General features: G+C 40.6%; 14 protein-coding genes. 4 read left to right on the forward strand and 10 right to left on the reverse strand.

Features of this window, described 5'->3' with window-relative positions; all coding sequences use genetic code 11:
• Positions 1 to 191: 191 nt before the first annotated feature.
• From ylqF to xerS, 4 genes are all read left to right on the forward strand, one after another.
• On the forward strand, positions 192 to 1,043 hold the full coding sequence (gene ylqF / locus ACXYSL_RS00505; protein WP_000201289.1) for a ribosome biogenesis GTPase YlqF: 852 nt from the start codon (positions 192 to 194) through the stop codon (positions 1,041 to 1,043).
• A complete protein-coding gene (locus ACXYSL_RS00510; protein WP_458623656.1) occupies positions 1,030 to 1,809 on the forward strand; it encodes a ribonuclease HII in 780 nt (259 codons plus the stop codon). Before ylqF ends, ACXYSL_RS00510 begins: the two co-directional genes overlap by 14 nt.
• Positions 1,810 to 1,821: 12 nt before the next feature.
• Positions 1,822 to 3,372, forward strand: a complete 1,551-nt coding sequence (locus ACXYSL_RS00515) for a ClC family H(+)/Cl(-) exchange transporter (protein WP_458623657.1) — start codon at positions 1,822 to 1,824, stop codon at positions 3,370 to 3,372.
• 567 nt (positions 3,373 to 3,939) lie between these two features.
• Complete coding sequence (gene xerS / locus ACXYSL_RS00520) at positions 3,940 to 5,010, forward strand: tyrosine recombinase XerS (RefSeq protein ID WP_458623658.1); 1,071 nt, start codon at positions 3,940 to 3,942, stop codon at positions 5,008 to 5,010.
• A gap of 84 nt (positions 5,011 to 5,094) precedes the next feature.
• On the opposite strand, the gene ACXYSL_RS00525 is transcribed toward xerS, so the two are convergent.
• The 10 genes from ACXYSL_RS00525 to ACXYSL_RS00570 form a co-directional block, all read right to left on the reverse strand.
• The gene (locus tag ACXYSL_RS00525; protein WP_458623659.1) at positions 5,095 to 5,736 is read right to left on the reverse strand and encodes a hypothetical protein; all 642 of its coding nucleotides are present in this window, start codon (positions 5,734 to 5,736) and stop codon (positions 5,095 to 5,097) included.
• A gap of 244 nt (positions 5,737 to 5,980) precedes the next feature.
• Positions 5,981 to 6,970 carry a lipoate--protein ligase gene (locus ACXYSL_RS00530; protein WP_458623660.1) on the reverse strand — a complete coding sequence of 330 codons (990 nt, stop codon included), beginning with the start codon at positions 6,968 to 6,970 and terminating at the stop codon, positions 5,981 to 5,983.
• Between the two features lie 195 nt (positions 6,971 to 7,165).
• Complete coding sequence (gene lpdA, locus ACXYSL_RS00535) at positions 7,166 to 8,869, reverse strand: dihydrolipoyl dehydrogenase (RefSeq protein WP_458623661.1); 1,704 nt, start codon at positions 8,867 to 8,869, stop codon at positions 7,166 to 7,168.
• Positions 8,870 to 8,912: 43 nt separating this feature from the next.
• Positions 8,913 to 9,956, reverse strand: a complete 1,044-nt coding sequence (locus ACXYSL_RS00540) for a dihydrolipoamide acetyltransferase (protein WP_458623662.1) — start codon at positions 9,954 to 9,956, stop codon at positions 8,913 to 8,915.
• 219 nt (positions 9,957 to 10,175) lie between these two features.
• Positions 10,176 to 11,168 (reverse strand): alpha-ketoacid dehydrogenase subunit beta, encoded by a 993-nt coding sequence (locus tag ACXYSL_RS00545; protein WP_458623663.1) that lies wholly within the window; start codon positions 11,166 to 11,168, stop codon positions 10,176 to 10,178.
• Between the two features lie 15 nt (positions 11,169 to 11,183).
• Positions 11,184 to 12,152 carry a thiamine pyrophosphate-dependent dehydrogenase E1 component subunit alpha gene (locus tag ACXYSL_RS00550; protein WP_458623664.1) on the reverse strand — a complete coding sequence of 323 codons (969 nt, stop codon included), beginning with the start codon at positions 12,150 to 12,152 and terminating at the stop codon, positions 11,184 to 11,186.
• Between the two features lie 176 nt (positions 12,153 to 12,328).
• The gene (locus ACXYSL_RS00555) at positions 12,329 to 13,669 is read right to left on the reverse strand and encodes an MATE family efflux transporter (RefSeq protein ID WP_458623665.1); all 1,341 of its coding nucleotides are present in this window, start codon (positions 13,667 to 13,669) and stop codon (positions 12,329 to 12,331) included.
• Positions 13,670 to 13,710: 41 nt separating this feature from the next.
• A complete protein-coding gene (locus ACXYSL_RS00560) occupies positions 13,711 to 14,979 on the reverse strand; it encodes a dihydroorotase (RefSeq protein WP_167265589.1) in 1,269 nt (422 codons plus the stop codon).
• 12 nt (positions 14,980 to 14,991) lie between these two features.
• Positions 14,992 to 15,456 carry an NUDIX hydrolase gene (locus tag ACXYSL_RS00565; protein ID WP_001135762.1) on the reverse strand — a complete coding sequence of 155 codons (465 nt, stop codon included), beginning with the start codon at positions 15,454 to 15,456 and terminating at the stop codon, positions 14,992 to 14,994.
• 9 nt (positions 15,457 to 15,465) lie between these two features.
• Positions 15,466 to 16,119 carry a uracil-DNA glycosylase gene (locus ACXYSL_RS00570; RefSeq protein ID WP_458623666.1) on the reverse strand — a complete coding sequence of 218 codons (654 nt, stop codon included), beginning with the start codon at positions 16,117 to 16,119 and terminating at the stop codon, positions 15,466 to 15,468.
• Positions 16,120 to 16,141: the final 22 nt, after the last annotated feature.

The following is a 16,141-nucleotide window of genomic DNA, read 5'->3' on the forward strand; positions in this document are numbered from 1 at the left end:
TATACACTAAGTATATACCTGTTAGCAAAAAAAGTCAAGTAAATCGTGACTGGCATCAAAGATGTTTCGGACCAATACTATTTGTCATTTATTGTGGTCAAAGCCTGTGCAAAAGTTCCTAATTTATGATAGAATAGATGGTAAGAGAGAAAACGTTTTTACTACGTTTTTTTAGTCGGAAAGGGAAATTTATGGCTACAATTCAATGGTTCCCGGGACACATGTCTAAGGCTCGGCGACAAGTTCAGGAGAATCTAAAATTTGTTGATTTTGTGACGATTTTGGTGGATGCTCGGCTACCTTTATCTAGTCAAAATCCTATGTTAAACAAGATTGTGGGTGATAAACCAAAACTCTTGATTTTAAATAAAGCGGACTTAGCAGATCCAGCAATGACCAAAGAATGGCGTCAGTATTTTGAATCACAGGGAATTCAAACTCTGGCTATCAACTCCAAAGAGCAAGTTACTGTAAAAGTTGTGACGGATGCTGCTAAAAAGCTCATGGCTGATAAGATTGCTCGCCAGAAAGAACGCGGTATCAAAATCGAAACCTTGCGTACCATGATTATCGGAATTCCAAATGCCGGTAAGTCAACTCTCATGAACCGTTTGGCTGGGAAAAAGATTGCGGTTGTCGGCAACAAACCAGGTGTTACCAAGGGGCAACAGTGGCTCAAAACCAACAAAGACCTTGAAATCCTAGACACACCAGGGATTCTCTGGCCTAAGTTCGAAGACGAAACTGTCGCTTTGAAACTAGCCCTAACAGGAGCAATTAAAGACCAGTTGCTTCCTATGGATGAAGTGACCATTTTTGGTCTCAATTATTTCAAAAAACATTATCCAGAAAAGCTAGCTGAACGCTTCAAACAAATGAAGATAGAAGAAGAAGCACCTGTTATCATCATGGATATGACCCGTGCCCTCGGTTTCCGTGACGACTACGACCGTTTTTACAGTCTTTTCGTGAAGGAAGTTCGTGATGGAAAACTCGGTAACTATACCTTAGATACATTGGACGACATTGATGACGACGATTAAAGAAATCAGAGAACTTCTTGCCACTGTTAAAGAATTAGACAATCCTCTTTTTCTAGAATTCGAAAAAGATCCTCGTTCTGGAGTTCAAAAGGAAATCAGCAAGCGTAAAAAAGCCATTCAGGCAGAACTGGATGAAAACCTTCGTTTGGAATCCATGCTTTCCTATGAAAAAGAACTTTATAAGCAAGGAGTGACCTTAATAGCAGGTGTTGACGAGGTCGGCCGCGGTCCTCTTGCTGGACCTGTAGTCGCTGCAGCGGTAATCTTACCTAAAAATTGTAAAATCAGAGGCCTCAACGATAGTAAAAAAATCCCCAAAAAGAAACATTTGGAAATTTATCAAGCCGTTCAAGACCAAGCTTTATCAATCGGGATTGGTATCATGGATAATCAGGTCATCGACCAAGTCAATATCTATGAAGCTACCAAACTAGCCATGAAGGAAGCAATCTCCCAGCTCAGTCCGCAACCTGAGCACCTCTTGATCGATGCCATGAAACTGGATTTGTCGATTTCCCAAACAGCAATCATCAAAGGAGATGCCAACTCCCTCTCCATCGCAGCAGCATCTATAGTGGCCAAGGTGACACGGGATGAATTGATGAAAGAATATGATCAGCAGTATCCTGGATATGATTTCGCTGCCAATGCTGGATATGGAACAGCTAAACATTTAGAAGGTCTCGAAAAACAAGGAGTTACTCCCATTCATCGGACCAGTTTTGAACCTGTCAAAACACTGGTTTCAACTAAAAAAGACAAGTAAGAGGAAATGATTATGGAGGAACAGTCAGAAACATTCAGTTCCAAGAAAGAATTTGCCTTTGCCTCAAGCACCATATTATCCCAAGTTGGACGAGGAATCATTGTTGGTCTCGTCGTCGGGCTAATCGTCGGATCTTTTCGTTTCTTAATCGAAAAAGGCTTCCACCTGATACAAGGACTCTATCAAGATCAAGCGCACCTAGTGCGCAATCTTTTTATCATTAGTCTATTTTATTTAATTGTTAGCTGGCTCAGTGCCAAACTAACTCGGTCAGAGAAAGATATCAAAGGTTCAGGAATTCCTCAAGTCGAAGCTGAACTAAAAGGTCTCATGACTCTCAACTGGTGGGGCATTCTCTGGAAAAAATATATTTTAGGTATTCTTGCAATTGCCAGTGGACTTATGTTAGGACGAGAAGGGCCAAGTATTCAACTTGGAGCGGTTGGTGGTAAAGGTATTGCCAAGTGGCTCAGATCCAGCCCAGTAGAGGAACGTTCCTTGATTGCAAGTGGGGCTGCTGCAGGACTAGCAGCTGCCTTTAATGCACCAATCGCAGGTCTCCTCTTTGTTATAGAAGAAGTTTACCACCATTTTTCACGCTTTTTCTGGGTCTCAACTCTAGCAGCTAGTCTCGTATCAAACTTTGTCTCACTACTCATATTTGGCCTAACACCCGTACTGGATATGCCAGACAACATTCCTCTCATGACCCTAGACCAGTATTGGATTTACCTCCTTATGGGAGTTTTTCTCGGGCTATCAGGTTTTCTCTATGAGAAAGCTGTACTCAATGTCGGTCGAGTTTATGACTGGATTGGTCAAAAAATCCATTTGGATAAAGCTTATTATCCAATCTTGGCCTTTATCCTCATCCTACCAGTCGGGATTTTCTTGCCACAAATCCTTGGTGGTGGGAATCAGGTCGTTCTTTCTCTAACTGAGCAAGATTTTAGTTTCCAAGTTCTATTAGTTTACTTTTTGATCCGCTTTATCTGGAGCATGATTAGTTATGGAAGTGGCCTTCCAGGAGGAATTTTCCTACCAATTTTGGCGCTTGGTTCCTTACTTGGTGCCCTAGTTGGCGTCATTTGTGTTAATCTTGGACTTGTTAGTCAGGAACAATTTCCAATATTTATTATTTTAGGAATGAGTGGCTACTTTGGAGCAATATCCAAGGCTCCCTTAACTGCTATGATACTCGTAACTGAGATGGTAGGTGATATTCGCAATCTCATGCCACTTGGTTTAGTGACCTTAGTCGCATACATTGTCATGGATCTACTCAAGGGTGCTCCAGTCTATGAGGCCATGCTAGAAAAAATGCTGCCAGAAGAAGCAACAGACGAAGGAGAAGTAACACTAATTGAAATTCCTGTTTCAGATAAAATAGCAGGAAAACAGGTTCACGAGCTCAACTTGCCACATAACGTACTCATCACCACCCAAGTCCATAATGGTAAGAGCCAAACAGTTCACGGCTCAACCAGAATGTATCTTGGAGATATGATTCACCTAGTTATTCCAAAAAGTGAAATTGGGAAAGTCAAAGATTTGTTATTGTAGAAGTTTTTACATAATTTATGTTATGTGAAAATGAATTTCTTAATTAAATACACTAGAAAACCGATTCTCAGTAATGAGATCGGTTATTTTTTCCTGTAAAGCTATTTCACATACAAGTAATTGAACTTTGGTAAAAATAAGACTATAATTAAGTTAGAAATGATAAAGCATAAAGCTAGAAAGGAGTTTACTGTATCAAATCTGAACAGTAAGATTAAAATCATGAAAAAGAAAACAATAGCAATTATACAATGTATTTTGTATCTCATAGCTCCTTATATAGCTCTTCAGTTATGTAGAATGAACAGAAGTTTCGTTACTGATTTTTATTTTCCTTATTCTGCTGACTATTTCATTCTGGTTTAGTATTTGGAAACTAGAAAAAGCACTAGATAATGATTCACAATAATAACTCCAAAGACTTAGATCTGTGTATGTATTTCGTAGATCTAAGTCTTTTTCTATTCTTTGAAAACTCCCATAACATCTTTCCGAAAAACTATAATTTTCTTGAAAAATATATAAGTCTATGCTATACTACTAGTAGACTAATTTAGGGAGAAAATCATGAAACGTGAGATTTTACTAGAACGAATCGACAAACTAAAACAAATCATGCCCTGGTATGTTCTGGAATACTACCAATCTAAGCTTGCTGTTCCTTATAGTTTTACAACCTTGTACGAATATCTCAAGGAATATGATCGATTTTTCAGCTGGGTTTTAGAGTCTGGGATTTCAAATGCTGATAAAATTGCTGATATTCCTTTATCTGTCTTGGAAAACATGTCAAAGAAAGATATGGAATCCTTTATCCTTTATCTTCGAGAGCGTCCTTTGCTCAATGCTAATACAACCAAACAAGGCGTTTCACAGACAACCATCAATCGAACCTTATCAGCACTTTCCAGTCTTTACAAATATCTAACTGAGGAAGTTGAAAACGACCAAGGGGAACCCTATTTCTATCGCAATGTAATGAAGAAAGTTTCAACCAAGAAAAAGAAAGAAACACTTGCTGCTAGAGCTGAAAACATCAAGCAAAAACTTTTTTTGGGTGATGAAACTGAGGGGTTTCTAACTTATATCGACCAAGAGTACCCTCGACAACTCTCAAATCGCGCTCTCTCATCATTCAATAAAAATAAAGAACGTGATTTAGCTATTATTGCCCTTCTCTTGGCGTCTGGTGTCCGCTTATCTGAAGCTGTTAATCTGGATCTAAGAGATCTCAATCTCAAGATGATGGTTATTGATGTCACTCGAAAAGGTGGCAAACGTGACTCGGTTAATGTCGCTGCTTTCGCCAAGCCTTATCTAGAAAATTATCTCGCCATTCGGAATCAACGCTATAAGACAGAAAAAACAGATACAGCACTCTTTCTGACACTCTACCGAGGTGTTCCCAATCGTATCGATGCTTCCAGTGTTGAAAAAATGGTCGCAAAGTACTCTGAGGACTTCAAAGTTCGTGTAACACCCCATAAACTCCGCCATACCCTAGCAACTAGGCTCTATGATGCAACTAAATCTCAAGTTTTGGTCAGCCATCAGCTAGGCCACGCAAGCACACAAGTCACTGATCTCTATACCCATATCGTTAACGATGAACAGAAAAATGCGTTGGATAGCTTGTGAGATACATAATATAAATTATGTAATATCTTTAGTCTAGAAAAAGAGCGTAGATCTTTGATAGAATTTTACGCTCTTCTATTCTCTCTATAAAAACTCAATCCAATAATTTCTGTGGGGTTCGATAATAACTGGCTTCCCCCAAAATGATTTTAGATAGGCCAAGTTTGCAGGGGTGATCGGTCCTTTTTCACCATTGTACTTCTCTGCACTCTCTTCCGTTAAAAAGCATTTAACTGCTTCATATGGTGTACCATCGCTCGCTATTCGATCAATCCCTAAATAAGCAATCTCATCACCGGCTTTTGGAAAATCTCTAAATAGTTTACCAATAAAATAAACCGTCTTATCTTTCATTAATTCATAAGCCTTACTATTTTCTAGTCTGTTATTCGCTACAGCGTACATAATACAAAAACTATCCACGATATCTTTCAAAGGCATTAATTCTTCTTTATTGACCATAATTTCGTCGGGAGCAAGCCCACCAATGATTAAGTTTTTATAGTGAGGTTGCTGAATGATATTATCTAAAGCCATTCCTAATGGTAGTTGGACAGCTTGATAGCCTAATGGTTCTAGCTCTTGATTTTTCTGGTCATGGTGTCCTTGTGTGATACTGATATTTAAATCATAAGGACTGGTAGATTGTTGCTTCTTAAAAAAAGCCACTACGATACGATCTAACTGTTCAAATAGACCAAGATTTTCAACTGGAACTTTCATCATTGAATTTGATCCCCTTTTTGCTTCAGACTTCCTCTATATTCTACACTCATTATTTTTGAATATCAAGTTTAAGATAAAAATGTCTGGGACAAATGTCTAACTTTAAATATAAAAAGCGAACAAAATCAGTTATCTGACACTCAGAATTCTGTCTTGTTCGCTTTTTTGTCTAATCTATCGATTTTTAAAATTTATAATAAAGAATTTCTAAAATCAAAATCTTTTTGTCCCAGCCTCTTTTAATTTATTCAACCACAGCCTCTGCAATTTCTTCTGCAGTAATTCCTGCGAAATAACGGCCTAAATTAATCGTTTGAAGGGCTTTAAGGACATCTTCGCGTTCGTATTTCACGCCGCGAAGGACATCTTCTACAGCTGCAACGTCTTCGATACCAAAGAAGTCACCATAAATCTTGATATCTTGGATTTTTGATTCGAGAACATTGGCAAAGATTTCGACTTTACCACTAGTGAATTTTGTACCACGACGGACGTTAAACTCAGGTGATTTACCATAGTTCCAGTCCCAAGTTCCAAACTTGGTATCCTTGATGCGATTGATTTCAGCCAATTCTTCCTCAGAAAAAACGTATTCTGTCATTTCTGGGTACTCTTTTTTCATGTATTCCAATAGCAAATCACGGAATTCTTCAACTGTGATCTTTTCTGGTAATTCATCGATAATATTGGTTACACGAGCACGGACAGATTTCACACCTTTTGATTCAAATTTATCTTTTGAAACCTTGAGGGCGTTAGCAAGGACTGATAAATCAACGTCAAATAACAAGCAACCGTGGTGCATGATACGCCCATTAATATAAGCTTGGGCATTACCACAGAATTTTTTGCCATCAATCTCAAGGTCATTACGGCCTGTGAATTCAGCCTTAACACCTAGTTGAGCCAAGGTATTGATAACTGGAGTTGAGAAGCTCTTGAAGTCAAAGGCCTTGTTTTCATCTTCTTTTGAAATGATGGTGTAGTTGAGGTTGTTTAAATCGTGATAAACAGCTCCACCGCCACTGATACGGCGGACTACCTCAATACCATTTTCTCGAACATAATCACGGTTGATTTCTTCGATAGTATTCTGGTGACGTCCAACAATGATAGATGGCTTGTTAATCCAAAGAAGGAAGATTTGATCCTCATCTAGTAAGTGTTTAAAGGCATATTCTTCCAAGGCGATATTAAATGCAGTGTCGTTTGAATGATTGATAATGTATTTCATAGTATTTCCAAAAATTTAGTTTTTAAATTCTGTTTATAGCAATCCAATTTTCTAAAGTGGTAAAAAGAAATGTAACGTGTTATCGTTACATTTCTCGGAAAAATTGAGACAAGAGGCTCAATTTTTAGGCATGGAACTCTAGTAGAGGTCGCTGCCGTCCGTACTACTTTAAGAAAATTTAGTTGAAAAACTTATTTATTTTTTCTTTGGTGAATGGATGGCCATTCCTAGAACATCTGCAAATGCTTCGTACATCACTTCAGAGTAGGTTGGGTGTCCGTGGATGGTCTTAAGCATTTCTTCAACAGTGATTTCCATTTCGATGATGCTTGATGCCTCATTGATCAATTCTGCGGCTGCAGGACCGATGATATGAACACCAAGGATTTCTCCGTATTTCTTATCTGCAATGACTTTTACGAAACCTTGAGCAGCATCCGATGCAATAGCACGTCCATTCGCAGCAAAGTTGAATTTACCGATGGCTACATCGTATTTCGCACGAGCTTGTTCTTCAGTTAGACCTACTGCTGCTACTTCAGGAAGAGTGTAGATGGCTGCAGGAGTCAAGTTAAGTTTCGCTACAACGTGATTTCCTTTAAGCGCATTTTCAGCTGCTACTTCACCCATACGGAAGGCTGCGTGGGCTAACATCTTGGTACCATTGATATCACCTGGTGCATAGATACCTGGAACAGAAGTTTCCATGTATTCGTTGACCTTGATGCGACCACGATCCAATTCAAACTCAACTTCGCCAATACCTTCAAGGTCTGGAACACGACCGATTGAAAGAAGTGCTTTGTTTGCGATGATATCGTCTTTTCCTTCAACCTTGATACGAAGTTGACCATTTTCCTCGATGATTTCTTGCAGTTTTGTACCTGTTAAGATGGTCATACCTTTACGCTCAAGAATCAAGCGAAGATTCTTAGAAACTTCCGCATCCATAGCTGGAACGATACGGTCCATCATTTCAATAACAGTTACTTTTGAACCAAATGTCATGAAGGCTTGGCCGAGTTCGATACCGACAACCCCACCACCGATGATTACGAGGCTCTCTGGCACTTCGTTCATTTCAAGAATGTCATCACTTGTCATCACAAGTGATGATTCCATACCAGGAACGTTAATCTTGCTGACTTTTGAACCACCAGCAAGGATGATTTTCTTGGTTTCAAGCAATTCTGAACCATTAACTAAGACATTCTTGTCTTTAGTGATGGTACCAATTCCTTTATGAACAGTAACTCCGTAGCTACGAAGAAGACCTGCAACTCCACCAACCAAAGTATTAACAACCTTAGACTTGGTTTCAAGGAGTTTGTCCATATCAACAGTGAAGTTTGGATTTTCTATGACGATACCACGGCTTGCTGCATGACCGATATTTTCGATGATTTCAGCGTTGTGAAGGTAGGTCTTCGTTGGAATACAGCCACGGTTCAAGCAGGTTCCACCGAGTTCTGATTTTTCAACAAGGGCAATCTTACCACCAAGTTGGGCAGCTTTAATGGCTGCAACATAACCAGCAGGACCTCCACCAATCACAACGATATCAAAAGCATCATCGCTCTTACCATCGTCGTTTGAGGCACTAGCTGCAGGTGCAGGTTTTGATTCTGGCGCAACTGTTCCAGCAGTTGGGATGTTTTCCCCTTCTTCGCCAAGGTAACCGATAACTTCAGTTACTGGAACAGTTTCACCATCTCCTTTGAGGATGGCAATCAAGTATCCATCTTCTTCGGCTTCCAATTCCATGCTGACTTTGTCAGTCATGATTTCCAAAAGGATTTCTCCTTCTTTTACAAATTCTCCGACTTTTTTATTCCATTGGACGATTTGTCCTTCTGTCATATCCACGCCGGCTTTTGGCATAATTACTTCTAAGGCCATGTCTTACTTCCTTTATCTAAATCTCTAAAATACAATAGCTGACTTAAACCAACATTGAGATTGGATTCTCAATCAAGGCTTTCAAGTCTTTCATAAACTTAGCACCAGCCATACCATCTACGACACGGTGGTCAATAGTTAAACCAAGACTCATGATTGGGCGAATGACAATCTCACCATTGACAACTACAGGTTTCTCAACTGTTGAGCTCACCCCGAGGATAGCTGAGTTTGGTTGGTTAATAATCGGACCAAAGGACTGAACGCCAAACATTCCCAAGTTACTGATTGTGAAGGTTGAATTTTGCAGTTCGCTTGGAGCCAATTTACCATCCAGAGTACGACCAATCACATCCTTGAAGGCTACAACCAACTCTGAAAGACTCATCTTTTCAGCATTATACACAACAGGTGTCATCAATCCGTTATCCATCCCAACTGCCATAGCAAGGTTGACATAGTTGTGAGTGACAATGGTCTTACCATCTTCAGTCAATGAAGCGTTGATGTATGGGTGTTTCATCAATGTCTTAACAACAGCCAGTGAAAGAAGGTCTGTAACCGTTACTTTCTTACCAGTTGCTTCCATGATTGGATCAAGAACCTTCTTACGAAGGGCCAACATTTCTGACATATCGACATCGTAGTTGAGTGTGAAGGTTGGCGCAGTTAGGTAGGATTCAACCATACGTTGGGCGATAACCTTACGCATTGGTGTCATTGGAATACGCTCAATCTCACCATAAGGAGTGATAGTATCTGGAACTTCTTCCACTTTTTCGATTTGAGCAGGAGACTTGATGGTATCGTTTTCGATATTTTCAGGAAGCAAGGCCAAAACATCCTTCTTCATGATTTTACCACGATGACCCGTTCCTTGGATTTCCTGCCAAGCAATGTTATGTTCGAGGGCAATTCGTTTTGCAAGTGGCGAAATGCGAACCACGTTTGTGTCTTTATAAGTTTCCACGTCTTCTTTGTGGACACGACCGTTTGCACCTGAGCCAGAAACGTCGTAGAGATTGATCCCTAGATCATCCGCTAACTTTCTAGCCGCAGGAGTCGCTCTTAGCTTGTCATCAGCCATGACCTCTCCAATTCTATACTAAGATATTAAGGACGAAGAGGGCAATGAAAAAATAGGAGATTGACGATGTGTTCGATGAACACAAGGAAATCTATCTTTTTTTCGCAGACCTCCGTCCGAATTCAATTACAACTCTACAAGTAACTTGGACACGGAACGTGTCTTAAGTTACTAAAGTTAAAAATCTCTAAAATCTTACATAATTTAATTTATGCAAGATTATTCTTTGTTATATGTCTTACGGACTGCTTCTTTGATGCTTTCAACTGTTGGAATCATTGCATTTTCTAGATTTTGTGCGTAAGGCATTGGCACATCTTCTCCGGCGCAACGGCGGATTGGTGCATCTAGATAGTCAAATGCTTCTGATTCTGAAATAATTGCTGAAATCTCGCCGATATAGCCACTTGTTTTGTGGGCATCGTTGACCAGAACGACCTTTCCAGTCTTCTTAACTGAGTTAATGATGATATCCTTATCAAGCGGTACAAGGGTACGTGGGTCCACAATTTCAACCGAAATTCCTTCTTCTGCCAATTCTTCAGCTGCTTGAACCACACGGCGAAGCATTTTTCCATAAGTAACAACTGTTACATCTGTACCTTGGCGTTTGATTTCCCCAACTCCAAGTGGGATTGTGTAGTCTGGATCAACTGGCACTTCCCCTTTTTGGTTAAATTCTGACTTGTACTCAAGAATGATAACAGGATTGTTGTCTCGGATAGAAGACTTAAGAAGTCCTTTCATGTCCGCAGGTGTTCCAGGTGCCACAACCTTAAGTCCAGGAATGTGAGTAAACCAAGACTCTAAAGATTGCGAGTGCTGGGCTGCAGAACCGACACCGTTACCAGCTGCACATCGAACTGTCATTGGAACCTGACCTTTACCACCAAACATATAACGTGTTTTAGCAGCTTGGTTGACGATATTGTCCATGGCTATAACCGAGAAGTCCATAAAGGTCATATCAACGATTGGGCGAAGTCCTGTCATAGCTGCTCCCGCTGCTGCTCCAGAGATGGCAGCTTCAGAAATCGGACAGTCACGGATACGTTCTGGACCAAATTCTTCGAGCATTCCAACAGAAGTTCCGAAGTCTCCTCCGAAGACACCGACGTCTTCTCCCATCAAGAATACATTTTCATCGCGACGCATTTCCTCAGACATAGCAAGGATAATGGTGTCACGGAAGGACATTGTTTTTGTTTCCATTTTATCTCTTTCTCCTTAGTCTGCGTAAATATCTTCAAATGCCGATTCTAGTGGTGGGAATGGGCTTTCTTCTGCAAATTTAACAGAGGCTTCTACTGCTTCCTTGACTTGTGCTTGAATTTCTTCCAATTCTTCTGCACTTGCAATATTGTTTTCAATGAGGTATTTTCGAAGATTTTCGATTGGGTCTTTTTGTTTCCACAATTCCACTTCTTCACGGGTACGATATTTACCAGGGTCAGATGATGAGTGGCCAAGCCATCGATAAGTTACACTTTCAATCAAGACTGGGCCATTGCCACCACGAACATGGTCTACGGCTTTCTTAAATCCTTCATAGACGTCGATGACATTGTTTCCATCTTCGATGAACATTCCAGGAATTCCATAAGCTGCGCTACGATGATGGATATGTTCCACGTTAGTCATTTTCTTGATATCCGCAGAGATCCCATAACCGTTGTTAATGCAGTAGAAAATAACTGGGAGTTTCCAAATAGAAGCCATGTTCACTGCTTCGTGGAAAACACCTTCGTTGGTCGCACCATCTCCAAAGAAGCAGACGACGATTTTATCAGTATGTTGCATTTGCTGACTAAGGGCTGCGCCAACAGCGATTCCCATACCACCACCAACGATACCATTGGCACCGAGGTTACCAGCATCAAGGTCGGCAATGTGCATAGATCCACCTTTACCTTTACAAGTTCCAGTGTATTTGCCAAGGATTTCAGCCATCATTCCGTTGAGGTCAATTCCTTTGGCAATAGCTTGTCCGTGACCACGGTGGTTTGAGGTAATTAGATCATCTGGATTGAGAGCCAACATAGCACCCACGTTAGCTGCCTCTTCTCCAACAGAAAAGTGCGTCATTCCTGGCACTTTTCCTTTCTTTACTAATTGTGCAATTTTTAAGTCCATACGACGGATTTCTTCCATCTTACGGAACATCTCTAGCAAAAGATTTTTATCTAAAGTTGACATAATCTTGCCTTTCTAACATTGTTCTTACCTTACTATTCTACCGTTTTTACTATACACTGTCAAAGTATTTGTTAAGAAAAATTCACAAAACACAAAAAAGAAACCCCGAAAAAACAGGGATTTTCTTTAATTAGATTATTTTTTCACAAACTTGTTTTCAATTTATTTTCCAAAAATTAGTTGATTTTTTTCATAATCGTTTGCAAGCGCCATTGATAGAGTATAGCACTAACGACTAAACTCGCTATTAAACCAATCCAGTAAGAATAGGCTCCCAAAGTTGTTACTTGGTCTAAGAATAAGCCTAATGGAATGGACACCGCCCAGTAAGCAATTACTCCAAGATAAAAGGGAACAACCGTGTCCTTATAACCTCTGAGAATTCCTTGCAAAGGAGCTGCAACAGTGTCAGCTAACTGGAAAAATAGACTATAAGTTAGAAAGGTAGATGTTAATTTAATGAAGTCAGGATTATTTCCATATAAACTGGCTACGACATCTCTCAAGATATAGAGGAAGCTTAAGGTAAAACCTGCAAATATCAAGGCTATCCAACGACCAATTTTGATATAGGTCTTAGCATCATCAAAACGCTTAGCTCCAACCTCATAAGAAACAACTATGGCCATGGCAGAAGAAATACTCATGGGAAAAGCATACATGAGTGTCGAGAAGTTCATGGCTGACTGGTGACTGGCAATAATCATAGACGAAAACTTAGCCATAATCAAACCAACGACAGAAAAAATAATCACCTCAGCAAAAACAGTTCCACCGATTGGTAGACCTAAGCGAATCCCTTCTTTAATCTTTACTAGATCAAGCGGAAGCGGTTTTTCCAAATGAAACTCTTTTAACTTTTCTTGCTTTAAAAGAATGATGACAGAGATTCCGAGAAGACACCAGTAAGCCAGGGAAGTACCTAAGCCTGCTCCTGCTCCACCTAACTCTGGAAACCCAAAGGCACCGTAGATCAATAAATAGTTAAATCCACAATTTAAAGGTAGCAGTAAGAGCATGAGATACATAGATAGTTTGGTCAAACCAAGAGAATCTAACAATGACCGAATGACACTGAAAAGCAACAAGGGAATAATTCCAATAGACAAGTACCAAAGATAGGAAACTGCAACTGCCGCCACCTGAGATTCTAGTCCAATATGGTTTAAGACAGGCGGCGCTAAGAATACTACCATGCCAAGCAAAACCAAAGACAGTCCGAAAGCCAAGTAGATAAATTGGTAAAAGTCAGATGCAACTTCTTCCTTTTTACCTCGTCCTAGATGATGGCCTATAATGGGAACCATGGCCGAAACAATCCCTGTTAAAAAAGTAAAGAAAGGATTCCATAGACTCGTTGCAGTTGATACTCCTGCCAAGTCCATGGTATTGTACTGCCCCGTCATGGTTGTATCGACAAAAGAGGCAGAATAATTGGCAAACTGATAAATCAGGATAGGGAAAAATATCTTAAGAAATAAGATAAACTTATCTTTAAATTGATGGGTTGGATACATGAACGCTCTCTATTCTTTTCAATTTAAGAGCAGAGTCCCATCTAGTTTTGATAGACGATTTGTCCCTTACAGATAGTATACTTGACCTGCCCTTTTAAAGTTTCCCCGATAAATGGAGAATTAGCTGATTTTGAAGCGAAGTTTGGACCAACAGTACGATCAGCCTTGTCATCAAAGATAGTGATATCCGCTGGACCATTTTCAGCTAAGTAGCCTGCTTCAAAGTTATAAAGTTTGGCTGGATTGACAGTCATTTTTTCTAGCAATTCCATTAAGCTTAGCTCACCAGCTTCCACCAAATAAGTCAAGCCGAGAGATAGAGAGGTTTCCAAACCAGTCATACCAGATGGCGCTTTGGTGATATCTTCTACATTTTTCTCATCTGCATGGTGAGGCGCGTGGTCTGTCGCAATCACAGTGATGACGCCTGACTTGAGGCCCTCGATAACGGCACGGCGGTCTGACTCCAAACGAAGCGGAGGGTTCATTTTGGCATTGCTACCTTGAGTTAAAAGAAGAGTTTCTGTCTTAGAAAAATGTTGTGGTGCCACTTCTGCTGTGACTTGGGCCCCCAAACCTTGAGCAAACTCTACTACCTTGACACTTTCTTCCTTAGATAAATGCTGGATGTGAACATGGGCCTTAGTTGCATGGGCAATCATGACATCACGCGCAATCATAGCGTATTCTGCTACACCTGTCGCACCACAGATCTTGAAGTGGTCTTTAGCGATGTTTTCGTTGAAGCCAAGAATTCCATTCAAACCAGGATCTTCCTCGTGAAGACAAACAAAGGTACCTAGTTTCTTGGCGTTTTCCAAGGCTTCTTTGAGAACCTTGCTACTTTCAAGCGGGATACCGTCATCTGAGAAACCAACTGCTCCAGCTTCCAAAAGTGCCTTAAAGTCAGTTAAGTCTTGGCCATTAAAATTCTTAGTAATGGTCGCAACCGTCTTAACATTGATTTTCTCTTTAGCAGCTGACTGAAGAACTTCTTGCAAAGTCTCCACGTCTGAGATGGTTGGATTGGTATTAGCCATCATGACGACCGTTGTAAAACCACCTGCAGCGGCTGCTAGAGCACCAGTATGGATATCCTCCTTGTGGGTCTGACCAGGTTCACGAAAATGAACATGAATATCCACGAGTCCAGGCGCAACTACAAGCCCAGTAGCATCAATCAGTTCTGCTCCTTCTTCCTTAATTTCAGGCGCAATTTTGACAATTTTCCCATCTTGGACCAAAACATCACACACTTGATCCAAACCAGACTTGGGATCCATTACACGACCATTTTTGATTAGTAACATCTGCTTTCTCCTTTATTCATAGAAATCAACTTGAGTATCCAACAATTTATCCCCATCATAAACAAACTTAGCTGAAAAGAAGGGTTTGTCCTCTAAAAGCCACTCAACAAAGGTGTGATCACCCTCCCAAGTCGGCTTGCTCAAAACTTCATCATAGGGAACCCATTCCAGCGTCCCCTCATTGCAGTCAATCAAGTCCCCCTCAAACTCCGTTACCTTAAAAACATAGGTGTACCAGTCTAAATCAGGCGTGAACTCAGGAAAAGTGATAACGCCTTTTAGCACAGGCTTACCTTTCAAACCTGTTTCTTCGAAGATTTCACGCGCTGCGCATTCTTGAGGTGTCTCCCCTCGCTCTAACTTACCACCCACACCAATCCATTTGCCTTCATGGACATCATTCGGCTTCTTATTACGATGCAGCATGAGCAGTTCTTTTCCGTTATCAATGTAGCAAATCGTCGCTAACTGAGGCATATTCTCTCCTTATCTAAGCCAATCAATTGGCACTTGTCCTGTCTCTTTTAAAAATGCATTAGCCTTAGAAAAAGGCTTGGAACCCCAAAATCCTCTGAAAACAGATAAAGGACTGGGATGGGCTGATTCGATAATCAAGTGGTGAGGATTGGTAACCAAGGACTTCTTCTTGCGTGCATAAGCGCCCCAGAGTACAAAGACCACTGGCCTATCCAGATTATTGACAACCTGAATCACAGCATCTGTAAAAGGCTCCCATATCAGCCCAGCATGACCATTGGCCTGGCCGGCAGGAACGGTCAAACAGGCATTGAGAAGTAAAACTCCTTGCTCAGCCCAAGCTGTCAAATCATGAGATTTCTTAACGCCAAGATCATCTGCTAATTCTTTCAGAATATTTTGCAAGGATGGCGGAGCTGGAATGGTATCCGGTACAGAAAAACTCAAACCCTGCGCCTGACCTTGCCCGTGATAGGGGTCTTGCCCTAGAATCACCACCTTAACTTCTTCAAGCGGTGTAGTCAATAGAGCCTGAAAAACTTTTTCCTTGGGTGGATAAACAGTTCCCTGAGCATAGACCTGGTTCATAAATTGATTGATTTTCCCGAAATACCCCTCAGGTAATTGCTCCTTAATCAAAGCATGCCAAGATGAGTGTTGCATCGCCAACTCCTTCGTTTTTACT

It is taken from the genome of Streptococcus sp. V913 (assembly GCF_054353455.1).